19 protein-coding genes are annotated in these 23,964 nt (G+C 50.0%); 18 read left to right on the top strand and 1 reads right to left on the bottom strand.

Going from position 1 to position 23,964, the window contains the following annotated elements; translation table 11 throughout:
• The first annotated feature begins 29 nt into the window (after positions 1–29).
• From KME12_16110 to KME12_16175, 14 genes are all read left to right on the top strand, one after another.
• Positions 30–1,976 carry a ferredoxin--nitrite reductase gene (locus tag KME12_16110; protein MBW4489314.1) on the top strand — a complete coding sequence of 649 codons (1,947 nt, stop codon included), beginning with the start codon at positions 30–32 and terminating at the stop codon, positions 1,974–1,976.
• Positions 1,977–1,982: 6 nt separating this feature from the next.
• Positions 1,983–2,216, top strand: coding sequence for a hypothetical protein (locus KME12_16115; GenBank protein ID MBW4489315.1), 234 nt, complete (start codon positions 1,983–1,985; stop codon positions 2,214–2,216).
• 111 nt (positions 2,217–2,327) lie between these two features.
• Positions 2,328–3,659, top strand: coding sequence for an ABC transporter substrate-binding protein (locus KME12_16120; GenBank protein ID MBW4489316.1), 1,332 nt, complete (start codon positions 2,328–2,330; stop codon positions 3,657–3,659).
• An 85-nt stretch (positions 3,660–3,744) separates the two neighbouring features.
• On the top strand, positions 3,745–4,581 hold the full coding sequence (ntrB, locus tag KME12_16125) for a nitrate ABC transporter permease (GenBank protein ID MBW4489317.1): 837 nt from the start codon (positions 3,745–3,747) through the stop codon (positions 4,579–4,581).
• 110 nt (positions 4,582–4,691) lie between these two features.
• A complete protein-coding gene (locus KME12_16130) occupies positions 4,692–6,752 on the top strand; it encodes a nitrate ABC transporter ATP-binding protein (protein ID MBW4489318.1) in 2,061 nt (686 codons plus the stop codon).
• Between the two features lie 112 nt (positions 6,753–6,864).
• On the top strand, positions 6,865–7,698 hold the full coding sequence (locus KME12_16135) for a nitrate ABC transporter ATP-binding protein (protein MBW4489319.1): 834 nt from the start codon (positions 6,865–6,867) through the stop codon (positions 7,696–7,698).
• Between the two features lie 72 nt (positions 7,699–7,770).
• A complete protein-coding gene (locus tag KME12_16140; protein MBW4489320.1) occupies positions 7,771–9,291 on the top strand; it encodes an MFS transporter in 1,521 nt (506 codons plus the stop codon).
• Positions 9,292–9,499: 208 nt separating this feature from the next.
• Entirely contained in the window at positions 9,500–11,710 is a 2,211-nt protein-coding gene (locus KME12_16145) for a nitrate reductase (protein MBW4489321.1), read from the top strand.
• Between the two features lie 18 nt (positions 11,711–11,728).
• Positions 11,729–12,193, top strand: a complete 465-nt coding sequence (locus KME12_16150; GenBank protein MBW4489322.1) for a phosphate-starvation-inducible PsiE family protein — start codon at positions 11,729–11,731, stop codon at positions 12,191–12,193.
• A gap of 266 nt (positions 12,194–12,459) precedes the next feature.
• Positions 12,460–12,921 carry a nitrate reductase associated protein gene (locus KME12_16155; protein MBW4489323.1) on the top strand — a complete coding sequence of 154 codons (462 nt, stop codon included), beginning with the start codon at positions 12,460–12,462 and terminating at the stop codon, positions 12,919–12,921.
• Between the two features lie 76 nt (positions 12,922–12,997).
• On the top strand, positions 12,998–13,549 hold the full coding sequence (locus tag KME12_16160; protein ID MBW4489324.1) for an HD domain-containing protein: 552 nt from the start codon (positions 12,998–13,000) through the stop codon (positions 13,547–13,549).
• Positions 13,550–13,686: 137 nt separating this feature from the next.
• Entirely contained in the window at positions 13,687–15,168 is a 1,482-nt protein-coding gene (locus KME12_16165; protein ID MBW4489325.1) for a HAMP domain-containing protein, read from the top strand.
• Entirely contained in the window at positions 15,165–15,848 is a 684-nt protein-coding gene (locus KME12_16170) for a response regulator transcription factor (protein MBW4489326.1), read from the top strand. Before KME12_16165 ends, KME12_16170 begins: the two co-directional genes overlap by 4 nt.
• A 59-nt stretch (positions 15,849–15,907) precedes the next feature.
• Positions 15,908–16,744: a metallophosphoesterase gene (locus tag KME12_16175; GenBank protein ID MBW4489327.1), complete on the top strand. Its 837-nt coding sequence runs from the start codon at positions 15,908–15,910 to the stop codon at positions 16,742–16,744.
• Between the two features lie 102 nt (positions 16,745–16,846).
• Here the strand turns inward: KME12_16175 and KME12_16180 are convergent, their stop codons facing one another.
• Complete coding sequence (locus KME12_16180; protein ID MBW4489328.1) at positions 16,847–17,656, bottom strand: hypothetical protein; 810 nt, start codon at positions 17,654–17,656, stop codon at positions 16,847–16,849.
• 569 nt (positions 17,657–18,225) lie between these two features.
• Here KME12_16180 and KME12_16185 point away from each other — a divergent pair.
• From KME12_16185 to KME12_16200, 4 genes are all read left to right on the top strand, one after another.
• Positions 18,226–19,446, top strand: a complete 1,221-nt coding sequence (locus tag KME12_16185; protein MBW4489329.1) for an FTR1 family iron permease — start codon at positions 18,226–18,228, stop codon at positions 19,444–19,446.
• Positions 19,447–19,541: 95 nt separating this feature from the next.
• Complete coding sequence (locus KME12_16190) at positions 19,542–20,348, top strand: MOSC domain-containing protein (GenBank protein ID MBW4489330.1); 807 nt, start codon at positions 19,542–19,544, stop codon at positions 20,346–20,348.
• Between the two features lie 109 nt (positions 20,349–20,457).
• The gene (locus tag KME12_16195; protein ID MBW4489331.1) at positions 20,458–22,680 is read left to right on the top strand and encodes a GAF domain-containing protein; all 2,223 of its coding nucleotides are present in this window, start codon (positions 20,458–20,460) and stop codon (positions 22,678–22,680) included.
• A 162-nt stretch (positions 22,681–22,842) separates the two neighbouring features.
• Entirely contained in the window at positions 22,843–23,961 is a 1,119-nt protein-coding gene (locus KME12_16200; protein ID MBW4489332.1) for a hypothetical protein, read from the top strand.
• Positions 23,962–23,964: the final 3 nt, after the last annotated feature.

Genomic DNA, 23,964 nt, shown 5'->3' on the forward strand with positions numbered 1-23,964 from the left:
TTAAAGCCAACAGTGACACGGGTAGATTCATGACAACCGCAGCAACCAATCCAGCGACTGGAAGCAATAAATTTGAGAAACTCAAAGCTGAAAAAGACGGTTTAGAGGTTAAAAAAGAACTCGATCGCTTTGCTCAAATTGGCTGGGAAGCGATGGATGAAACCGATCGCGACTACCGCCTCAAATGGTTGGGTGTATTCTTCCGACCTGTCACTCCTGGCAAGTTTATGTTGCGGATGCGGATTCCCAACGGCATCCTCACCAGTGGCCAAGTACGGGTTCTGGGAGAAGTGCTACAACGCTATGGTGAAGATGGTACGGGTGACATCACCACTCGGCAGAATATTCAGTTACGCGGCATCCGCATCGAAGACTTACCCGATATCTTCCGTCGCTTCGAGGAAGCGGGCCTCACCAGTGTTCAGTCAGGGATGGATAACGTTCGCAACATTACAGGCTCTCCCGTCGCAGGCATTGATGCAGACGAGTTGATTGACACTCGCGGCATCGTCCGTAAAGTGCAGGACATGATCACCAACAACGGTGAAGGCAATCCCTCTTTTACTAACCTGCCCCGGAAATTCAATATTGCGATCGCGGGCTGTCGCGACAACTCAGTCCACGCCGAAATCAACGACATCGCCTTTGTCCCCGCCTACAAAAACAACAACCTAGGCTTCAATGTTTTAGTGGGTGGCTTCTTCTCCGCCAAGCGCTGTGAAGCAGCAATCCCCATGAATGTCTGGGTTGACCCCCGCGATGTGGTGGCTCTGTGTGAAGCGATTCTCTTGGTCTATCGCAATCACGGTCTGCGGGCCAATCGCCAGAAAGCGCGCTTGATGTGGCTGATTGATGAGTGGGGTCTCGACAAGTTCCGCTCTGAAGTTGAGCAACAAATGGGGCATCCGCTCCAAACTGCCGCCGCCAAGGATGAGATTGTTTGGGATAAGCGCGATCATGTTGGCATTCATGCCCAGAAGCAACCCGGACTGAACTATGTAGGGCTACATGTTCCAGTAGGCCGTCTCTATGCCCAAGACCTGTTTGACTTAGCTCGTCTGGCTGAAGTCTATGGCAGTGGGGAGGTTCGCCTCAGTGTTGAGCAAAATGTGATTGTTCCCAATATTCCTGATTCTCGCTTAGGCCCCTTCCTGAAAGAGCCTCTGCTACAACGCTTTACCGCTGATCCTGCGCCTCTGTCGCGATCGCTGGTTTCCTGCACTGGGTCTCAGTTCTGCAACTTTGCCCTGATTGAAACCAAGAACCGCGCTGCTGCCTTGATTCGCGAACTCGATGAGGAACTCGCTTTGCCGAAATCGGTGCGAATTCACTGGACAGGTTGCCCCAACTCCTGTGGTCAACCCCAAGTGGCTGATATTGGTCTCATGGGCACCAAAGTTCGCAAAGATGGCAAAACGGTAGAAGGTGTAGACCTCTATATGGGTGGCAAGGTGGGCAAACATGCCGTTTTGGGTACCTGCGTACAGAAATCCATTCCTTGCGAAGACCTCAAACCAGTTCTTATCGATCTCCTAATCCAAAACTTTGGTGCTCAAATTCGCACAACTCCACTGAAAACTTCTGCTCAAATTCAATTTTCTGTAGAAGAGGAGGTAGTTCCTAGCCCTGTTGCTGCTGTCAATAGCACTGCGACATCCGCCTATCAACCTGTGGCCGTGGAAATTCCTACTCCCTCGGCTCCTCCTGCTCAAGCCGCGATCGCTAGCTTTGCTAAATCTGGTAAAGAAGTTGCTTGCACTGAAGCAGATACCTTGCTAGATGTGGCGACTCAGGCAGGGGTAGAGCTAGATAGCAGTTGTCAGGCGGGTACCTGTGGCACTTGCAAGCAAAGATTGCTGGAAGGCCAAGTGCAATATGAGGGCGAACCGGATGGCTTGGATGCCTCTGAGCAAGCCGAAGGTTGGATTCTCACCTGTATTGCTCATCCGATTGGCAAAGTTGTAATTGATGCCTAACGTCCGGTGACGATCCTCATTGAGCTACCTTGCTGGCTCACCTCATTGACTCTGCAACTAGGTTTGAGTTTTGCTCATAAGACTGCGATCGCAATTTTTGTGGAACTCAAACCTAGCTTAGACGGCGGCTATCAGCACGACCCAGTACAGGTCATTACAGCTCAGCGATCGACCCGTATGTTTTGCTACAGACAAGAACTACAAAATCTGCATAAAAGTTTCAGATTTGCTCATGGGTAACAGTTTGTCTTTAGCAATGCAGATAGGGTAATTGCAGCGGCTGGTATAGAAAGCTACCAACGCTGCCCCAAACATTTTTACAACTTATAACTTGAGTATTGGTGAACGAGGATGACGAAGTTTTCGAGACGGAAATTCATCTTGACAGCAGGAGTTACCGCCGCAGGTACCTTACTCGCCCACGGCTGTACGTCCTCTAGCTCGACCGATACTGCTGGAACTGCCTCTAATGCCACTCCTGCGGTGAATGTCTCAGCTGCCGACACGCCAGAAGTCACCACGGCCAAGCTGGGTTTCATTGCTCTGACCGATGCTGCTCCCCTGATTATTGCCAAGGAAAAGGGGCTGTTTGCGAAATATGGTATGAAAGATGTTTCTGTAGCTAAGCAAGCCTCTTGGGCCGCTACTCGCGACAACATCGTCCTGGGTTCTGAGGGTGGCGGCATCGACGGAGCCCATATTTTAAGTCCTATGCCTTACTTGATCTCCACAGGTAAGGTAACTGACGGCAAGAAAGTACCGATGTACATTCTTGCTCGCTTAAACGTGAATGGTCAGTGCATTTCAGTCGCCAACGCTTACAAAGATCTCAATGTTGATGTCAAGAGCAATTCGCTCAAAGACGCTTTTGCCAAGGCTAAGTCAGCCGGAAAAGAGACTAAGTGCGCTGTGACTTTCCCAGGTGGCACTCATGATCTATGGATGCGCTATTGGCTCGCCGCAGGTGGGTTGAATCCAGATCAGGATGCTTCCACCATTGTGGTACCTCCCCCACAAATGGTTGCCAATATGAAAGTCAACAACATGGAAGCCTTCTGTGTCGGTGAACCTTGGAATGCTCAGTTGGTGAACCAAGGATTGGGCTACACCGCTTTCACCACAGGAGAGTTGTGGAACAATCACCCTGAAAAAGCCTTTGCGATGCGGGCTGAGTGGGTCGATAAAAACCCCAAAGCAGCAAAAGCCCTGCTGATGGCAGTTCAAGAAGCCCAAATTTGGTGCGATGAAGCAGGCAACAAAGACGAAATGTGTGACATTCTCTCGCAGCGAGAGTGGTTTAAGGTTCCTGCCAAAGACATTGTAGAACGAGCTAAAGGCCGTTTTGACTATGGCGATGGTCGTCGAGTCGTTGAAAATAGCCCCCACTTAATGAAGTTCTGGGCTGATAACGCTTCCTATCCCTACAAGAGCCATGACCAGTGGTTCCTCACTGAGGATATCCGCTGGGGCTACTTTGAGCCAGATACAGACACCAAGAAACTAGTGGATGCGGTGAACCGCGAAGACCTCTGGAAAGAAGCTGCCAAAGCGATCGGTCAAACAGCCATGATTCCGGCTAGCACCTCTCGTGGTGTGGAAACCTTCTTTGATGGCGTCAAGTTTGACCCAGAGAATCCAGAAGCTTACCTGAAGAGTTTGCAAATCAAAAAAGTCGAAGTTTAAGTCCCATTCTTAGCCTGTAGGGGCTTGATTGCCTAAGCTCCTACCCTTCCCTTCTCACCTGCGACCCGACGAGGAACAAGAGAGCATGACAGCTAGATCGAGTAGTAACGCCATTAATTCTTTCCCTGCCAACTTGCTGTCTCAGCTACGGAAGCAGGCAATCAATGTGATTCCCCCTGTGGTCGCAATTTTGATCTTTTTAGTGATTTGGCAAATCCTTTGCTCAGGTCCTCAAGCTCCACTCCCAGCACCCACCACTGTTATCTCCGAAACCTGGGAGCTGATTATTGATCCCTTTTTCGATAACGGTGATACTGATAAAGGCTTAGCCCTCCAGATCTTTGCCAGCCTCAAGCGAGTTGCGATCGGTTACTCTCTCGCCGCTATTGTCGGAGTGGCTTTGGGAATTTTGATTGGCACCAATAAGCTGATGTTTCGGGCCTTAGATCCCCTCTTTCAGGTACTGCGTACCGTTCCTCCTCTGGCTTGGTTGCCCATCTCCCTGGCGGCGTTTCGTCAAGCTAACCCCTCCGCAATCTTTGTTATCTTCATCACTGCCATCTGGCCGATCTTGATCAATACAGCGGTGGGCGTGAAGCAAATTCCCCAAGATTACAACAACGTTGCTAAAGTCCTACGTCTCTCCAAGCAAAAGTACTTCTTCAAGATTCTCTTTCCTGCCACGGTGCCCTACATCTTCACGGGGCTCAAGATTGGGATTGGTCTCTCTTGGCTCGCGATCGTAGCGGCTGAGATGCTTACGGGTGGCGTTGGCATCGGCTTTTTTATCTGGGATGCCTGGAACAGTTCTCGCATCAGCGAAATCATTCTCGCCCTCGTCTATGTCGGCGTGGTGGGATTACTACTCGACAAGCTAGTTAACTACGTCGCTTCTCTGGTTGTTACTGAAGAACAGAAGTAAATGCATCAGTGAGCCATATTGATGCTGAGCCTGAGCGATCGCTCACTGTTCCTCTCAATCAATGATTCTAATTTCATCCTTCATCCCTCATCCTTCATCCCTCTAGCACCATGTCTGCCTTTGTTGAAGTCGATCATATTGACCGTGTCTTCCCGCTCCCCGATGGCGGCAGCTATGTAGCGCTAAAGAATATTGACCTCAAAATTCGCCAGGGTGAGTTCGTCTCCCTAATTGGACATTCTGGTTGCGGTAAATCCACTCTGCTCAACATCGTGGCAGGCTTAGATAAGCCCACCAGCGGTGGCGTAGTGCTAGAAGGTCGGCAGGTCACGTCACCGGGACCCGATCGCATGGTGGTGTTCCAAAATTATTCTTTGCTGCCTTGGCTAACGGTGCGTGAAAACATTGCCTTGGCTGTCGATGAAGTCGCTAAGAACCTACCCAAAGGAGAGCGACGGGGCATTATCGAACACCATATTGATTTGGTGGGGTTGCGAGCTGCGGCTGATAAGCGCCCAAGTCAATTGTCGGGGGGGATGAAACAGCGGGTGGCGATCGCCCGTGCCTTGGCTATTCGTCCTAAGTTGTTGCTACTGGATGAACCCTTTGGCGCTTTGGATGCGCTGACGAGAGGGAACTTGCAAGAGCAGCTAATGAAAATCTGCGAAGAGAGCCGTGTCACTTGCTTAATGGTGACCCACGACGTAGACGAAGCGCTGCTCCTCTCTGACCGCATCGTTATGCTTACGAATGGCCCCGAATCTCACATTGGTCAGATTTTAGAAGTCGCTATTCCTCGACCTCGCCATCGCTTGGAGGTGGTGAATCACCCCAGCTACTACAGTATGCGGAGTGAGATCATCTACTTCCTCAACCAGCAAAAACGGGCGAAGAAGCGGCAAGCCAAGCAAAATATTGCGATCGCCCGTCATGGCCTCGAAAAAGTCAACCTAGACATCGGCTTTATCCCCCTCACCGACTGTGCTCCCCTCGTAGTCGCTAAAGAGAAGGGCTTCTTCAAAAAGCATGGTTTAGACGAAGTCAATCTAGTCCGAGAATCGAGTTGGAAGACAGTCGCGGAAGGCATTGCCAGTCGTAGATTGGATGCCGCTCAGATGGTGGCAGGGATGCCGCTCTCGATGACCATTGGCGTCGGTGGCAACGCGCCTACCCCCGTTGTGACTGCTTTAGTGCTCGATCGCAACGGCAATGCCATTACCCTCGACAAACACTTTCATCGGCAAGGAGTTAAAACCTTAGCTGACTTCAAAGCTGCAATCGATCGAGCGCCTGACCAAGTGCATACATTGGGGATTGTGCATCCTGCCTCCATGCACAACCTAATGTTGCGCTACTGGCTAGCTTCGGGTGGCATTGATCCAGATCAAGATGTCAACCTCACGGTGATCCCGCCGCCGCAAATGGTCGCGAACCTCAAAGGAGGCCACATCGACGGCTACTGTGCGGGTGAACCATGGAACTCACGGGCGATTCAAGAAGGCTTGGGATATGCGATCGCCACCGATCTCGAAATTTGGCCCGGACATCCGGAGAAAGTTTTGGGAGTCCGCGAAGATTGGGCGACTCAACATCCCGAAACTCACATCGCCCTGCTCAAAGCCCTCATGGAAGCTTGTGAGTATTGCGACGATCGCCGCCATCGCGAAGAGATTGTGGAACTGCTAGCGCGACCAGAATATGTCGGCACTGCTGCTAGTTACATCCGCCCTGGCTTTATCGATCCCTACGATCGCGGCAACGGTGACGCACCGAAAAACTTACCTCGCTACAACCAGTTTCACGTGAACCATACCAATTGCCCCAGTCGCGTTGAAGGGCTATGGATTTTGACTCAACTGGCTCGCTGGGGTATTACAGCCTTCCCTAAAAACTGGATTGAAATTCTCGATCGCGTCCGGCGGGTTGATGTTTACGGAGAAGCTGCTAGACAACTGGGTTGGCCCGATACCGAACCCGATCGCGATGCCTTCCAACTCTTCGATGGCACCCTCTTCAACCCCGACGATCCCATCGGCTATCTCAACCGCCTAACCATTCGTCGCGATATCCGCATCGAAGAAATCAACATCGATCAACCTATTCCGACTCCCACTTCCACCACTCCTACTTCCACTACTTCTACCTCCACAAGCCCCACCATCGCCGCCTAACCCCCTTTTCCTCCCTCATCCCTCATCCTTCCTCCCTCATCCCTCATCCCTCATCCTTCCTCCCTCATCCTTCCTCCCTCATCCTTCCTCCCTCATTCTTCCCTAAGCAGCCATGCAAATTCTCGACGGTCAAGCCTTAGATCCAGCTCCAGCCATGAACCGGGACCCCTTCCTGGTGATTGACCACGTTTCTAAGGTCTACCCCACTCCCAACGGTCCCTACACAGTTTTAGAAGGGATTGATCTCACAGTCTACGAAGGCGAGTTTATCTGCGTCATTGGTCACTCTGGCTGTGGCAAATCAACGCTCTTAAATATGGTGGCGGGCTTTAGCAAACCTACTACTGGTGAAGTGCGCCTGCAAACCAAGCGCATCACTCAGCCTGGACCCGACCGGATGATGGTGTTCCAGAACTATGCTTTGCTGCCCTGGATGAGTGCTTTTGACAATGTCTACCTCGGTGTGGACGAGGTGTATCCCACCAAACCACGAGCTGAGAAGGTGAAGATTGTCCAGGAGCACTTGGCAATGGTGGGCCTGACAGAAGCCGCTGACAAAAAACCAGGGCAACTGTCGGGCGGGATGAAGCAGCGGGTGGCGATCGCTCGTGCCTTGGCTATTCGTCCTGAAGTGTTGATTTTGGATGAACCCTTTGGAGCGCTGGATGCCATTACCAAGGAAGAACTGCAAGAGGAACTCCTCCAAATCTGGCGAGATCATCGTTGCACCGTGATGATGATTACCCACGATATTGATGAGGCGCTATTCCTAGCCGATCGCTTGGTGATGATGACCAATGGCCCCTCGGCCCAGATTGGGGAGGTCTTGGAGATCCCCTTCCCTCGCCCTCGCGATCGCGCCCAACTGCTAGAAAGCCCGGAATACTACAGCCTCCGCAACTACGCCCTCGACTTTCTCTACAGTCGCTTTGCCTTGGCCCATTAACCAACCCATACCCACAACGCTACCCCGCTCGAAATTGGGAATCTTTCCCTCTGTTGAATTCAAAGGTTTGACGTGCTTAGAGAATTATGGTCATTTCAGGGTCGTTACCGCATCTTGCACATGACCTGGTTTGCTTTCTTTCTGTCCTTTGTCGTTTGGTTTAACTTTGCTCCCCTCGCGACAGCAGTGAAAGCCGACTTGGGTCTTACAGAAGCTCAAATGCGGACGATCGCGATCTGCAACGTTGCGCTAACCGTTCCGGCTCGCATCATCATCGGCATGCTACTGGATCGTTACGGCCCTCGTGTGACCTATTCCCTCCTGTTGATGTTCTCCGCCATTCCTTGCACCGTTTTTGCCTTAGCCCAAAACTTTAGTCAGTTAGCCCTAAGCCGTCTAGCTTTGAGCATTGTGGGAGCTGGGTTTGTGATTGGCATTCGCATGGTGGCAGAATGGTTTCCCCCCAAAGAGATTGGTCTAGCCGAAGGGATTTATGGCGGCTGGGGTAATTTTGGTTCGGCTGCTGCTGCCTTTACGCTGCCGACTCTTGCCGCTACCACTGCTGTGGTTGCCGCAGGTCAGGTGAACTGGAGACTGGCGATCGCCTTAACCGGAATTTTTGCTGCGGTTTACGGAGCGATCTACTTTTTCAATGTCCAAGATACACCCACTGGTAAGGTCTACCAGCGTCCGGCTCGGCATGGTGGGATGGAGGTCACCAGTCGCAAGAGTTTCTGGGCCTTAATGGGCATGAACATTCCTTTGATAGGTGTTTTGGGCTTGTTGGCTTGGCGCTTGCAGACCGCTGGGATTTTAGATGCAATAGGGCTTTACATTAGCTGGTTGCTTTTGGTAGGTCTTTATCTCTTTCAGGCTTATAAGTGCTGGGAGGTCAACAAGGAGTTGATGACTGGCAAAAAGTCCTATCCCCCTGAGGAGCGCTACCGCTTTGGCCAAGTTGCCCTTCTGGAACTCACCTATTTTGTCAACTTTGGCTCAGAACTCGCAGTTGTTTCGATGCTACCTGCCTTCTTTGAAAACACTTTTGGTTTGAGCAAAGTCGTGGCGGGTATGATTGCTGCGAGTTACGCTTTTATGAACTTGGTGGCTCGGCCTGGGGGCGGTTTGGTGTCAGACAAACTCGGCAGTCGTAAGCTCACCATGACCGTCTTGACTGCTTGTATGGGCCTAGGCTACCTCGCGATGAGCAGTGTTACCAGTAGTTGGTGGCTGCCGATCGCCATTGTGTTGACGATGGCTTGCTCCTTCTTTGTTCAGGCAGGTGAAGGCTCTACCTTTGCGATTGTGCCTCTGGTTAAGCGCCGAGTCACAGGTCAAATTGCCGGAAATGTCGGAGCCTACGGTAACGTCGGAGCGGTGATTTACCTGACCCTCTACAGCCTGCTACCTGAAGGGGCGATCGGAAACCAGATTTTCTTTCAAACTCTCGGTATCATGTCCGTGATTGTTGCCTTCCTCTGTGGATTTCTCCTTAAAGAACCTAAAGGCTCGTTCTCAGAACATCATGAAGGAGAGGAAGTCTTAGTATTGTCTCCTAAGGCCATGCCAGTTTTCGCTGAAGAACACGAATAAGGTAGCTGCAAGCGCTTGGGAGGGTGAGGATTGACGAGCTTTTATGCTCTTTGGTCTACACTCTCCGGCTGATATTTTCAGGTTTATCAGCTTGAACGGTATTTTTGTAACAAATTCTACGAATTAAATCTCTCAAGCCGCCTAGGTTGGGGTTAAACTCTGAATCCATCTACGGCCCATCTACGCTTAGTACCGGACGACTGTTGTTATGACTGATCCCACTAAAACTCTCTGTCCTTACTGCGGTGTCGGGTGTGGCTTAGAAGTATTGCCACCCGCACAGGCTGGTAAGCCCACTCATAGAGATAGTGAAGGTAAACCTTCCTGGCAGGTGCGGGGCGATCGCGCCCATCCTTCGAGCCAAGGGATGGTTTGCGTCAAGGGAGCCACGATCGCAGAATCGTTGAATAAAGACCGCTTGCTCCACCCGATGATCCGCGACAACCTGAATCAGCCGTTTCGTCGCATCACCTGGGAAGAAGCCTATGATGCCATCGTGAACCGAATTCAAGCTGTTCGGTTTACTCAAGGCCCAGAAGCAATCTGTATGTATGGTTCTGGGCAGTTTCAAACTGAGGACTACTACACAGCCCAAAAGCTGCTCAAGGGTTGTCTGGGCACAAACAATTTTGATGCCAACTCGCGCTTGTGCATGTCTTCAGCCGTGTCTGGTTACATTCAAAGCTTTGGAGCTGACGGTCCTCCTTGTTGTTATGACGATCTAGAGCTGACTGATTGTGCGTTTCTGATTGGCACCAACACCGCCGAATGCCATCCGATCATCTTTAATCGCCTGCGGAAATACCATAAGCAAAACCGCCACGTCAAAATGATTGTGGTTGATCCGCGCGAAACAGCAACGGCTCAGGCTGCTGATCTGCATTTGGCCATTCGCCCTGGCACTGATATTGATTTGCTCAATGGCATGGCTCATCTGCTGATGCGGTGGGGCTACTTTGATGTCAGCTTTATTGATGAATGCACCGCCAATTTCCCCGCTTTTGCTCAAGTGATTCAAGACTACACGCCTGAAATGACAGCGCGGCGTTGTGGTATTGCGGTGGAAGATTTAGAAACTGCGGCTCGTTATTGGGGGGAATCTCAGCGAGTGCTTTCCCTGTGGTCGATGGGAGTCAACCAATCTAGCGAAGGTACTGCTAAAGTCCGGACGATCATTAACCTACACCTGATGACTGGGCAAATCGGTAAACCTGGAGCAGGGCCATTCTCTCTGACGGGACAGCCGAATGCAATGGGGGGGCGAGAGGCAGGTGGATTAGCTCACTTGTTACCTGGCTATCGCGTGGTGCAAAATCCCCAACACCGGACAGAACTAGAGCAGTTTTGGGGACTGAAGCCTGGACAGATTTCTGCTCACCCAGGTCGGACAGCCTGGGAAATGATCACTGGGTTGGAGCAGGGAGATGTTGGGGTGCTGTGGATTGCGGCTACTAATCCGGCGGTGAGTATGCCTGACTTGGAGCGGACGAAAGCGGCCCTCAAGCGATCGCCCTTCACGATTTACCAAGACGCCTATTACCCTACGGAAACTGCCGAGTATGCCCACTTGCTATTGCCCGCAGCGCAATGGGGCGAAAAAACAGGTGTGATGACCAACTCAGAGCGGCGAGTCACGCTTTGTCAGGCATTTCGCGATCGCCCTGGTGAAGCTAAAGCGGATTGGGAGATCTTTGCGGAAGTGGGGCGGCGTTTAGGCTTTTCTCAGTACTTTACCTTTACGACGGCTGCCGAAGTCTACGCTGAATTTGCTCAGATTACTCGCGATCGCCCTTGTGAAATGACGGGATTGAGTCATGAGCGATTGCGGGCTCAAGGTCCAACCCATTGGCCTTGTCGAGCTTCGGGTGAGGTTAAACCTGGGGAACCTGCGAGGCTCTATCAAGATCTGCGCTTTCATACTCCCGATGGTCGGGCACGGTTTGGTGCTTACCATTCCCGTGGCTTAGCGGAACGTCCTGATCCGGAATATCCTTTGGTGCTCACGACGGGTCGGCTTTACGGTCACTGGCATACGCAGACGCGAACTGGACGGATTGAGAAGACGCGGCAAATGCACCCGAATCCTTTTTTGGAAATTCATCCTCGTGATGCGGCGGCGCTGGAGTTGCAGGACAAAGATTGGGTAGAAGTGCGATCGCGGCGAGGGTTGGCGCGGTTTCCGGTGACGGTGACGAAGGCGATCGCGCCTGGGACTGTGTTTGTGCCGATGCACTGGGGCTTTTTGTGGGCAGACCAAGCGGAGGCAAATGCCTTGACGCATCCAGAATGTTGCCCCGATTCTAAGCAGCCAGAGTTGAAAGCTTGTGCGGTGCAGCTAATTCCGATGAAGGCTGGAGCTAGTAATCTGGAGAGTTTGCATTCATCAGCCCGATCGAGTATCCTCGCACCATCTTCTTAGCTGTTCTAGTTGCATCAGATGCGATCGCTAAAAAAAGTTACCCGACAGTGTACTGAAGCAGGCAGTAATGAAAACTTTCTCAAGTTTCTTGCCAATGTAGAAGCTTTGGTAGCTAGAGCGTTGTCGATTGCTATGGTTCTGGTCTTGGCCGTAGCAGTGTTTGACTTGTGCAAGTTTCTGGTTTTGCAAATTTTCTCGGCTCCGTTTGGAAGCTTCGGCATTACTCTGATCGAGATTTTTGGCTTGTTTCTCAATGTCTTGATTGCGCTGGAAATTCTGGAAAATATTTCTGCTTATCTTCGGCAGCATGTGGTGCAGGTGGAGTTGGTGGTGGTAACTTCGCTGATTGCGGTAGCGCGGAAGATTATTATTCTCGATTTTGAGAAAACGACTGGGGTGGAGTTGATTGGTCTGGCGATCGCGATCTTTTCGCTTTCGATTAGTTATTGGGTGATTCGTCATGTGAATGCGAAGGCTCACTAAATCCGATCCTTGGGGGCACTCGCCCCCAAACCCCCGCTGAGGGACGGTTGCGTCCCCCAGACCCCCTCCAAACGAACGTAATTGTAAGCGTTTCGATTCTTTTTCTAGATCCCAACTTTTTTCTTCCAAACTTCTGTCTCCTTTTTCATCCTTCATCCCTCATCCCTCATCCTTCCTCCTTTCCTACCCCCTCCCTCCTCCCTCCTCACCTTTTCATCCTTCATCCCTCATCCTTCCTCCTTCATCCTTCATCCCTCCCCCTCTCTATGTCTCACTTTTTCCAGTTCGAAGCTGATTTTGTCGAGTCTCTCCGTTGTATCCCAATGCAGGTACGGTACAAGCTAGATGCTTGTGGCGTTAAGTTGAAGTTGCAACACTGGCATCAGTTTATGCAGGGGGAACGGCAGTCTTTGGTGGATCTTCCTTGTGGGACGGAGGGGGAGGCTGCGAGTTACCGGGAGCATTTGCAGCAGATGGTTGTAGAACATATGGGGCAGGCTGCGAGTGCTCTTCCAGTGGAGGCTTGCCCTGCTTGGATGGATGAAACTGTGATTCCGTTGAGTGTGCAGGAGAAGGCAACGGAGACTGGTGTTGGGTTGACGCTGGAGCAGTGGCGATCGCTTTCGCCGCTCCAACGGTTTGTGTTGATCAAGCTCAGTCGATCGGGTCACGAAAACAGCAATTTTTTGCCAGCGATGCAGGAATTCCAATTGGTTTCAGCAGATTGAAAAGCTAGTGGAATTACGCAGAGCTAAATCAGCTTTGTAGTTCATAAACTAGAGGTGCTGGTCATGAGATGCTGCTATGGAATTGCAACAGGTTGGGTTGATCTTCAAGGCTCTGGATTTTGCGGCTCGTAAGCATCGGGACCAGCGGCGCAAGGATCTAGAGGCTTCTCCCTATATCAATCACCCGATTAATTTAGTGAATTTATTGTGGAATACGGCAGGTGTGAGCGATCCAGTGGTGATGGCTGCGGCGCTGCTGCATGACACGGTGGAGGATACTGAAACAACTTTTGCAGAGTTAAAGCAAGAGTTTGGCGCAGAGGTAGAGCAGTTGGTCAGGGAGGTGACTGATGATAAGTCTCTGCCTAAGCAAGAGCGGAAACAATGCCAAGTTGAACAGGCGGCACATTTGAGTCAGAGGGCTAAGTTGGTAAAGCTGGCGGATAAGATTTCTAATCTGCGCGATATTATGGCCTCACCTCCGGCTGATTGGTCTCACGATCGCAAGCGAGAGTATTTTATTTGGGCTAAGCAGGTGGTGGATCAGCTACGTGGCGCTAATGCTCAGTTGGAGTCTATCTTTGATGGGGTTTATCAACAAGGCATCGCTCAGTTTAGCGATCGCTAGTGAGTCTTTCTTTCTCAGGAAAAACTAATATTTGGCTTAGAGCAACATCATTTTTTTGGTTTTTACTCTTATTGAGTTGTTAAGTTGGAAAGTAGTGTTGAGCGCATAAGATTGAATCTCTTTCGAGCCTGGGCTGAATGAATTTCATTAGTGATTTGCTCAGGAAAATTACTAAAACTAAAGAGCGGATCGATCCATTTTCGCTACAGTTTCGTTTAACTGTCGGTATTATTGGGGCGTCAGTTTTAGGCTTTGGTGGGGTGGCGATTTGGACGACTTGGACGACCTACCAAATCCTGATTGATTCTCACAAGCAAAGTATTGTCTACCTCACCGATCGCTTACCGCGTGATGTGGAGCTGTATAGCGAAATGATTCCGGTAGAGATTGGGTTGCGGAGGGCGATCAACAATGTCACTAATCCGAATCTCTTGATTTGGGCCAGGGCACCGGATGGGAGTGTTTTAGCTCAAGCTGAAACGTTGAAGACGGAACGGGCGAGCCAAATCGTGGCGGCGGTTGATGATTTGCCTTGGTTGCCTACCAAGCCTCAGAGTTCTTGGATTAATGGTTCGTATTTGTTGATTAGTAGTGAGCCGCTAGCCGTTAAAGGCACTCGGATTGGCAAGCTCTATATTGCTCAAGATATTACTCGCGACCACAGTCGGTTTTTGGGTTTAATTCGGAGTTTGACTCTGGTCAATTTGTTGGCAATTCTGGCGCTGGCTGTGGCGATCGCTTCCTATATCCGGCGATCGCTCCAACCCTTGCGCGAGATGAGTCAGATGACTCAAGTGATTTCGGTGGATGACCTGGGGAAAGCCCAATTGCAACTAGATAGTGCCCCCAGCGAAGTCACGGATTTGGCGCAAACTTTCAATATGATGCTGTCTCGTCTGTCTGACTCTTGGACCCAACAGCGAGAGTTTGTCAGCAATGTTTCTCACGAATTACGGACGCCGCTGACGATTGTGCATGGTTATCTCCAAAGCATGCAGCGCCGCAGCCAAAATTTAACGGAAGCCCAACAGGAAGCCCTCGATATTGCTGCCGTTGAAACCGATCGCATTATCCGGTTGCTGCAAGATCTTCTAGATTTAGCCAGGGCCGACAGCGGTTATTTGCACCTTTCTTGGGAGCCGATTGACTTAGCTGGGCTGTTGCGTGAGGTGGCTAGCATGGCAGAGCAATTTGGCAATCATACAATTCAAGTTGAAATTGAAAGTCTTGAGAGAAACGGTGCTGGGACCGAGCCGATTTACGTCAAGGCCGATCGCAGCCGCTTGAGACAGGTGCTGATCAATCTGATTGATAATGCGGTTAAATATTCTGAACCTATTGCACCCATTACTTTACGCCTACATCAGTTTGATGAGTTCGTCAGCCTCCAAGTGAGCGATCGCGGTTGTGGGATTGATCTCCCCCACCAAACCCGTATCTTTGAGCGCTTCTATCGGGTCGATGAAGCTCGTTCTCGTTCTACCGGAGGCAGTGGTTTGGGTCTGTCAATTGTGAAAACCTTAGTTGAAGGTATGGGAGGCAGCATTACGGTACGCTCCAAACTGGGAGAAGGCAGCGTCTTCACTGTCACCTTACCTACCCCATCTTTAAAGCTATGACCGCTCCTTCCGCCCACATCTTAGTCATTGAGGATGAAGTGAAGCTAGCCCGCTTTATTGAGCTAGAGCTGAGCTATGAAGGCTATCAGGTCACTCTGGCCCACGATGGCTTCACGGGGTTGACCACCGCTCGCGATGCCAAACCAGATTTAATTATTCTCGATTGGATGCTACCAGGGTTGTCTGGCTTGGAAGTGTGCCGTCGCCTCCGCACCACAGGCGATAAAGTTCCGGTTGTGTTACTCACCGCTAAAGATGAAGTGAGCGATCGCGTCGCAGGGTTGGATGCAGGTGCGGATGACTATGTGGTCAAACCGTTCAGTATTGAAGAATTACTAGCGCGAGTTCGGGCGCATCTCCGGCGAGTGCAGGAAACTGATCCAGATGTTTTACAGTTTGAGGATCTGATTCTAAATCGCCAAACTCGTGAGGTCTTCCGAGGCGATCGCGCCATTGAACTCACTGCTAAAGAGTTTGATCTGTTAGATTTTCTCATGGCTCACCCCCGCCAAGTGATTAGCCGCGATCGCATTTTGGAGCAGGTTTGGGGTTATGACTTTATGGGCGACTCCAACATCATTGAAGTCTATATCCGCTATCTCCGTCTTAAACTCGAAGCTAACCAAGAAAAACGCCTGATTCAAACCGTACGTGGGGTGGGCTATGTGTTAAGGGACTAAGTAGATTTGCCCAACTGAAATGCTAGGCTGAGTCCAGTGAAGTCAGCTATTCTGAAGCCATGCATAGACTCCTGACTGGGCCGCTAAGCGTTGATTCTCTAACGATTGCGATCGCTGGACTCCCTCCGGCTTTGCACAATACGAAGCTCGTGCAGTTTTCTGATTTTCACTACGATGGTCTGCGGCTCTCAGACAATTTACTAACCCAGGCGATCGCTGCCAGTAATGCACTAGAGCCAGATCTGGTTTTGCTCACCGGAGACTATGTGACTGATGAGCCAGAACCAATTCATGATTTGGTACGCCATCTGAAGCATTTACGCAGTCGGGCTGGAATTTTGGCAGTCTTGGGCAACCACGACCTTCAAGAGCAGCATTCTCAGGCGGAAGTTACTGCGGCTTTGACTAGCATTGGCGTTCAGGTTTTGTGGAACGAAGTGGCTTATCCGTTAGGAGCTGATTTACCCTTTGTTGGTCTAGCAGATTTCTGGTCAGGGAAGTTTGCTCCCACTCCAGTGATGACGGAGCTAGATCCCGCGCTGCCCCGCATTGTGCTCTCTCACAATCCTGACACGGCCCAAATCTTAAAAAAATGGCGAGTAGATTTGCAGCTTTCCGGTCATACCCACGGCGGGCAAGTGGTCATCCCTGGTCTCGGCACGATTTCTAAACTGTACGAAGATATTTTCTACAGCATCCCTAAAACCATTCGTAGCTCGATCCCGTCTATGAAGAAACATAGCCACCGGGTTGTACAGCACTGGGAATGGGCTAGCGGTTTACATCAAGTCGGAGACAATCTACTTTACGTCAACCGGGGGCTCGGCACTTATCTCCCTGGTCGCCTTTTCTGCCCCCCTGAAGTGACCGCTATTACCCTGATTGCTCAGGACTAACGAAGATTACCATGCTCTATTGTCCTGGAGTTGACTGTCCACTGCGGAGTGACTGTTATCGCTTCACGCAACCTGTACCTAATCGCGATCGCTTTGCTGGGGCTAGCGGCAATATTCTTCAGCTTGCTGGGTCGAGCGAACGGTTACGAGGGCTCCTTGACGAATCACGAACTCACTTAAGCCCACATTCGCAGGACGAGTAGGTTCTAAGCGTTGCCAGTCGGCTGCATTACCCCAGTCATAGGTGTATCCCAGTTGAGTCCAGGGGTAAGACTTACCTGTAGTGGGGTAGCGACTGGTGAACTGGGTGCTGAACCACTCCTGATAAGTTGCTGAGATCGTTTCAAACCCATTCAACGGGAATTCCAGTGTGGCTTCGCGATCACTGATGTCTGGGTCGGGGGTGGGACGGAAGAGATGTTTTGGTTCCACCCACAATTCGACGATGTAGCGAGACTGGCTGGCCTCATCTGGAGGCAACCCCAAGAGTTGGTTGAGGCGATAGGGTAGAGAAACTTCTTGAGTCGGACGGTAGGTTTTGCAGAAATTTTGCAAATCAGGAGCCGCTGTCACCCAAAGGTCGATCGGCAACCGCATCAGACCACCCACTCGACTAGCGTATCCAGAATAAGTCGTCCACACTGTCACTAAGACGCGACTTCTGTCCCAAACTAAAGCAGGGTTGTACCAAACGATGGGAGTGAGGTTGCGATAGATTTCCCGTGGCTCTGCTAGCTTGGCATCCTCGATCGCTTCCAAATAGGCTTGCGGTAGCGGTGTTTGACTGGAAGGTTTTCCACTTACCTGAGCTAGAGCGGAAATTCCTAGCAGGGGTTCTACGAGGCTGATTAGCAGCACAACCCAGGAGAAAATGACAGACTTTTGGCGATCGCGGATTTGATGCATACTCATGCACCAAAAGTATATGCCTAGCTGCACCCCTACTGTATTCAGATTAAAAAATTTACAACCGACTCACAAACAAAAAATCCCCAGCCGAAGCCAGGGATTGAATTCAGGGTGCATCTACCATTCCTTTTTTCTAGGGAAGAAGGGCTGTATCCGGAAGAAATGATTGTGGGAAAGGTGGAATTCTGCTGCTGGTTCAGACGATTGAGCAAGAAACTCAAAAAGAAGTGGCGAAATAAGATGGTATCAGTGCTCAATCCATCCCTTAGCATCAAGACGGAATTTATCAAGTGCCACATTTCCATCTCTTTAAATCAAATTACTGGGGCTGGGTCTTGGGTCTGGTTCTCAGCGTCATGCTGTTGCTCACTGCACCTGCTGGAGCTGTGGCTAGCCCTCAACAAGACCTCCAGCAGCTAGATACTTATATTGAACAAGCGATCGCCAAACTAGAAGCCCAAGATTTAGCGGAAGCAGCCACCACTTACAACCAGTTCCGCGAAAGTTGGTTCGAGGTTGAGGATAGTGTCAAGGAAAGCTCTCGACAGGCTTACCGCGAGATTGAAGATGCAATGGGCAACGTCAAGTTTGCCTTTTCTGTTGAACCAAGCAACCCAGATCAACTGGAATCTGCCCTCAAGGAGTTACAAGCAACTAACCAAAAATTTATTGCAGGCAAGTTTAGCTCAACAACAGCTCCTACTACCACCCGCTCTAATTCAGTGACGATCGCGAGCTTAGCCCAGCGTTTAGATCGAGTTGAAGCAGCTCTACAAAAGCAGGATCTTGCTACAGCTATCAGTGAGGTCAAAAGCTTTCAGACCGATTGGGTCGAAGTAGAAGGTTTTGTGGCTGGGAAATCTCGGCAGGCTTATGTGGCGATCGAGAACAACATGGCTAAAGCTTATGCAGCGTTGCGTTCTACGCCGCCCAACCTAGAGGAAGCCAAAACCGCGATCGCCACCCTAAAAACCGACTTGCAACCTTTTGCCGAGAAAACTCTACGCTATAACTTATTCGACTCGGCTGTAATCTTGCTGCGGGAAGGCATGGAGGCACTTTTAGTCCTGGTGGCACTCTGTGCTTTTTTGGTCAAGAGTGACAATGGAGACAAGAGCCGCTGGATCTGGATTGGCGCGGGCGCGGGCATCCTGGCATCGGTTCTCACTGCCTTGGTGATCCACTTAGTCTTTGCCAATATTGCCGTTGGCAGCAACCGAGAACTCTTGGAAGGACTGACGGGTTTAGTCGCAGCCATAATGTTGTTCTATGTCAGCTATTGGCTCCACAGCAAATCTTCAATGGGAGCGTGGCAAGGCTACATCCAAGAGAAAACTACTGTGGCCCTAGCGCAAAACAGTGTCTTTTCTTTAGCCTTGCTGGCATTTCTCGCTGTTTTTCGAGAGGGGGCAGAAACAGTGCTGTTCTATATTGGCATTGCTCCCTCAATCAGCACATTTGATCTACTAGGTGGCTTAGCTGTAGGTTCTCTCATCTTGGTAGTGGTGGCAGTCTTGATGCTGGGTTTGGGCTTACGGATTCCCCTCAAACCCTTCTTTTTGTTCACTAGCCTGCTCATTTACTATCTGGGCTTCAAGTTTGTCGGTAGCGGCATTCATGCTTTGCAAGTTGCAGGTCTGCTGCCTGCTGATACCGCTAGCTTCTTACCCTCCGTTGATGCCTTGGGCCTCTATCCCACCTGGGAAACCACTTTAGTCCAACTGGCAATTGTTCTGATTGCCCTTGGAGTCGTGCTTTACAACCGTTCCCACGCACCTAGGACAGATGCCTAGCCATACTCATCGTTCGTTAACTGCTTGCATGATTAAGAGTGGCATGATTGGCATTAAGCAATTTCTAGGCAGTGACCGACAGACTAACAGATAGTATGAGCACCATAGAAATCACCCAACTGTTTACCTATTTCATTAAAGGGCTAACTCCTCACGTTTGCGATCGCGTCTCTCTCCAAGCAGGCCACGGCATCCCAGGCGATCGCGGCTTTGCTTTGATGTACGCAGATGCAGGTTTGGCGGAGTTAAGTGATGAAGTACCTTGGATGAGGAAAAACAATTTTGCGATGCAGGCTGACTGGCCTGGTTTAGCCAGCTTAACTTGTGAGTATGACCCAGCGACCGCCCAGCTAGTGGTGAAGCAGCAAGGGGTGGAGTTATTAGCTGAGGCAACTAACACACCTCTAGGGCGCGATCGCATTAGTGCTTTCTTTACCGGATACTTAGCTGCGCTCCAACCTACCGCCACCGCTCGCCATCCCGAGAAAGCACCTTTGCGCTTAGTCGGAGATGGCAACAGTACCCGCTACCCCGATCGCGACCCAGTGCATATTTCGCTGATTAGCCAAGCTAGCCTCGAAGACTTGAGCCAGAAGTTGGGGCATGAAGTTGATCCACGCCGTTTTCGACCCAATATCTTGCTCACAGGCATTCCTGCTTGGGAGGAATTGAGTTGGGTGGGCAAAACCTTTCAACTGGGTACTGCTCAAGTGGCGATCGCGGCTCCGATCAACCGTTGCCCCAATATCGATGTCAACCCAGATACAGGCATCCAGGATTACTCAATTTTTGCGGCCTTACAACCCACGTTGGGCCATCGCCAAACTGGAATCCTGGCTACTGTGATCCAAAGCGGTATGGTGGCAATTGGCGATCGCTTGATCGAGGTGCCATCCCTCTAATCACGGCAGTATTCCGAGAAAGGGCCAATATCTAACTCCGCAATCTTGTTTATAGAGACCTGGAGAGAGTGGGCATACTAGGGCAAGTTATAAACAACCAGTGTCCAGCATGAGTCCTGTCTCTCCAGATGCTCCTCTGATTCTCGTTGTCGATGACAACAAATCGGCGCGATCGCTGTTACGAGAAACAATGGAGGCAGAAGGATACCGAGTTGCTGAAGCGCGAGACGGGGAGCAATGTCTGACGATTTATGCTCGCCTCCAGCCAGATATTGTCTTGCTCGATGCCGTCATGCCTGTGATGGATGGCTTCACTTGTTGTCGTCAGCTTAAAGCTTTACCAGGGGGCGATCGCACTCCTCTATTGATGATCACTGGGCTAGATGACCAGGCCTCGGTTGATCAAGCTTTTGCGGCTGGAGCCACCGACTATATTACTAAGCCGATTCATTGGGCCGTGTTGCGTCAACGAGTGCGGCGGTTACTGCAAGCCAGCAAAGCGATGGCAGAACTGCATCAACAAACCGAGTGGGAACACTTGATGGGGGTGATTTCCCAACGCATTCGGCAATCTCTCAATTTAGAAGACATCCTCAACACCACGGTCGTTGAGGTACGGCAGTTTCTTCAAACAGATCGAGTGAGCATTTATCGCTTTGAGCCAGACTGGAGCGGTACGATCGCGGTGGAATCGGTTGGATCTGAGTGGCCTTCGCTGCTAGGCAAACAAACGAGAGATCCCTGCTTCGCCCTCACCTATATTGCTCAGTACAAACAGGGCCATGTGCGAGCGGTTGAAGATATCTACAGCGCTGGAATGGCTGCTTGTCATGTGGATGTCTTGGCTCAATTTGATGTTCGCGCTAATTTAGTCGTACCAATCTTGCAAGGAGAGCAGTTGTGGGGGCTACTCTTGGCCCATCATTGTTCTGGCCCTCGGCGCTGGCAACCCTCTGAAATCAAGCTGGTGGAGCGGCTTACAACCCAAGTGGCGATCGCAATTCAACAATCGGAACTGTATCAACAGGTGCAGCACCTCAATGCGGACTTAGAATGCCAGGTTCAGGAACGCACAACTCAGTTGCAGCGATCGCTAGAGTATGAAGCCATGCTGAAACGGATTACCGATAAAGTCCGCGACAGCCTGGATGAAAGCCAAATCCTCGAAACTGCAACGGCAGAACTGGTGAATGTGTTGGGGGTTTCTTGCTGTGGCACCAGCCTCTACGAAGCGGAGCAGCCCTGCGCCAAGATTCGCCATGAGTACATGACCCCTAATACCGTGGGTTGCAGCTTAGTCCCAAAAGCCGTTGAGTTCCCAGAGATTTATCAACAAATTCAGCAAGAACAGTACTCACAATTTTGCGAATTGAACCCAGAATCCGGTCGCGATCGCTTGGCGATGTTGGCTTGTCCAATCTTTGATGACCAAGGTGTGATTGGTGACTTGTGGTTATTTAAGCAAAAGTATGCCGTTTTTAATGAGTTAGAAATTCGCTTGGTGCTGCAAGTGACGAACCAATGTGCGATCGCCATTCGCCAAGCTCGGTTGTATCAAGAGGCCCAAGCCCAAGTAGAAGCCCTGGAAAAGCTAAATCGCCTCAAAGATGAATTTCTCAGCACAGTTTCTCATGAGTTGCGGACTCCAATGGCCAGCATGAAAATGGCAACTCACATGCTGGAATTATCCCTTGAGAAAGAGCGCACTAAACATGTCTGTGAAACCCAACCTGAAACCAGCAAAACTACTCGCTATCTAAAAATTCTGAAAGACGAATGTGAGCGAGAAATCAGCTTAATTGATGACTTACTAGATCTGCAAAGACTGGACGCAGGCAATCAATCCCTAGAGTTAGGGGTCATTAATTTGAGACATTGGCTACCTGTAATCATTGAACCCTTTAAAGAACAGGCCCACAACTTACAGCAGACGCTACAACTTCAACTTCCTGATGAGTTGCCTTTCCTAATATCCGATGCCTCGCATTTAGAGCGGGTGCTAGCCGAGTTATTAAGTAATGCTTGTAAGTACACTCCTGCTCACGAATCTATCACTGTTACAGCTAATGCTAAATCTGAAGTCTTGCAGTTGAGTGTCACTAATTCCGGTGTAGAAATTTCCCCTAACGAGCAAACCCGAATTTTTGAAAAGTTCTACCGTATTCCCAGTTCTGACCCCTGGAAGCAACCAGGCACCGGATTAGGTTTAGCTTTAGTCCGTAAACTCGTTACATATTTAGGTGGCTCAATTCACGTTCAAAGCGCTAAGAATCTAACCAGCTTTATTATAGAGCTAGCGTTGAATAGTTCTCAGGCAGAGCTTAAGAAATAATTGGTTTGCCACTACTTATTGGTTTGCCACTAGTTAGAGATTGTTTAAGGAGTGCCGTTTTCTAGTCGAACTACTCCCTTAATCCCCACGTTTGGGGGAATCCTAATTAAGAATCTGCTAAATAGCAGCTAAAGTGATCAGCTCACAACAGGTAGGCAAATCTTGAGTAATATTAATGTCAATTTCGATATTCCTAGCTGGGTGACAGAAGGCTTAACCAATCAAACCTATGAACGTGTAGGAGGAGTAATCCGTGATGCTAAAACGAAGCAAGTAGTAGCTTGGCTGCGTGAAATAGGTTCCTCAACTCTTAGTTCTAAGTGGATGACAGTGGCTAGCGTTCTCACCCCAAGTCTATCCCTGCTAAATCTAGGCTTGTCCACTATGGGGTTCGTCTGGATTTTAAGACGTTTAGACGAGCTAGAAAAGTGTCTCCAAGAGACTCAAAAGGTTGTAGCAGAGATCAATCAAAAGCTTGATTTAGAAGCATATTCTAACTTTCGGGCAGCACTGGATTTAGCGAGAAACGCTTTCACTATGAATAAAGCAGACAATCGCCAAAACAGTGCTATGCAAGCAATTAATCGACTTCTAAAGGTTGAACATTATTACGCTGGCCATACTGAAAATCTAATTCAGAAAAACAGTGAAAAAGCATCAGACTATCTAGCTTTGTTGTTTCTAATTTATATTGCGGAAGTAAGGTGCTATTTAGAGTTAGGGGAAACCGAGCTTGCGATTCGTCGGTTTCAGGAAGGAGCTAAGATCCTGAACGACTACACAGGAAAATGTATCAAACTCCTGTTGACGCCAAATCCAGCCATCTACCTGCATCCTAAATTAATTGGTAAAACTGATCTGCATCGCCTAACCATAATCCTTCAATGGTTTGATCCAACACTTGATGAGAATGCTGTATTTGAAGCGCAACGAAAAAATCTATTTACTATTGCTCAAGAGGCTCCTCGCGATCAAGTTGACTTGACATTTGCAGTTGCCAAAAACTTCTTCAGCAGCTTTAACTTAGATCAGGCCGCTCAAGGATTGATTGACAAGCTAGAGATTTACGATCGTCTGCCAAACTATATGGAAAGAATGGAGGCGATGATTGAAACTTATCGTCGTTTTGAAGCGTATCAAAGTGAAGTACAGGCGATCGCTCAACTAGGCATGAGTTTTCAGGAATGGCTGCAATTAAAACCATCAGAAACACAACCTGAAGGAGCCGAACTGATGTACATCATGCCATCCGAGCCACTGGAACTCATGACCCTACATTAAGGC

This window comes from Trichocoleus desertorum ATA4-8-CV12 (assembly GCA_019358975.1).
Classification (GTDB): Bacteria; Cyanobacteriota; Cyanobacteriia; order FACHB-46; family FACHB-46; genus Trichocoleus; species Trichocoleus desertorum_A.

Coding starts and splice junctions, on each gene's coding strand:
- KME12_16145 (MBW4489321.1), top strand. CDS start 9,500: ATGACTGATCCCACTAAAACTCTCTGTCCTTACTGCGGTGTCGGGTGT.
- KME12_16155 (MBW4489323.1), top strand. CDS start 12,460: ATGTCTCACTTTTTCCAGTTCGAAGCTGATTTTGTCGAGTCTCTCCGT.
- KME12_16165 (MBW4489325.1), top strand. CDS start 13,687: ATGAATTTCATTAGTGATTTGCTCAGGAAAATTACTAAAACTAAAGAG.
- KME12_16110 (MBW4489314.1), top strand. CDS start 30: ATGACAACCGCAGCAACCAATCCAGCGACTGGAAGCAATAAATTTGAG.
- KME12_16120 (MBW4489316.1), top strand. CDS start 2,328: ATGACGAAGTTTTCGAGACGGAAATTCATCTTGACAGCAGGAGTTACC.
- KME12_16180 (MBW4489328.1), bottom strand. CDS start 17,656: ATGAGTATGCATCAAATCCGCGATCGCCAAAAGTCTGTCATTTTCTCC.
- KME12_16150 (MBW4489322.1), top strand. CDS start 11,729: ATGCGATCGCTAAAAAAAGTTACCCGACAGTGTACTGAAGCAGGCAGT.
- KME12_16185 (MBW4489329.1), top strand. CDS start 18,226: ATGGGCAACGTCAAGTTTGCCTTTTCTGTTGAACCAAGCAACCCAGAT.
- KME12_16195 (MBW4489331.1), top strand. CDS start 20,458: ATGAGTCCTGTCTCTCCAGATGCTCCTCTGATTCTCGTTGTCGATGAC.
- KME12_16130 (MBW4489318.1), top strand. CDS start 4,692: ATGTCTGCCTTTGTTGAAGTCGATCATATTGACCGTGTCTTCCCGCTC.
- KME12_16175 (MBW4489327.1), top strand. CDS start 15,908: ATGCATAGACTCCTGACTGGGCCGCTAAGCGTTGATTCTCTAACGATT.
- KME12_16160 (MBW4489324.1), top strand. CDS start 12,998: ATGGAATTGCAACAGGTTGGGTTGATCTTCAAGGCTCTGGATTTTGCG.
- KME12_16190 (MBW4489330.1), top strand. CDS start 19,542: ATGAGCACCATAGAAATCACCCAACTGTTTACCTATTTCATTAAAGGG.
- ntrB (MBW4489317.1), top strand. CDS start 3,745: ATGACAGCTAGATCGAGTAGTAACGCCATTAATTCTTTCCCTGCCAAC.
- KME12_16135 (MBW4489319.1), top strand. CDS start 6,865: ATGCAAATTCTCGACGGTCAAGCCTTAGATCCAGCTCCAGCCATGAAC.
- KME12_16170 (MBW4489326.1), top strand. CDS start 15,165: ATGACCGCTCCTTCCGCCCACATCTTAGTCATTGAGGATGAAGTGAAG.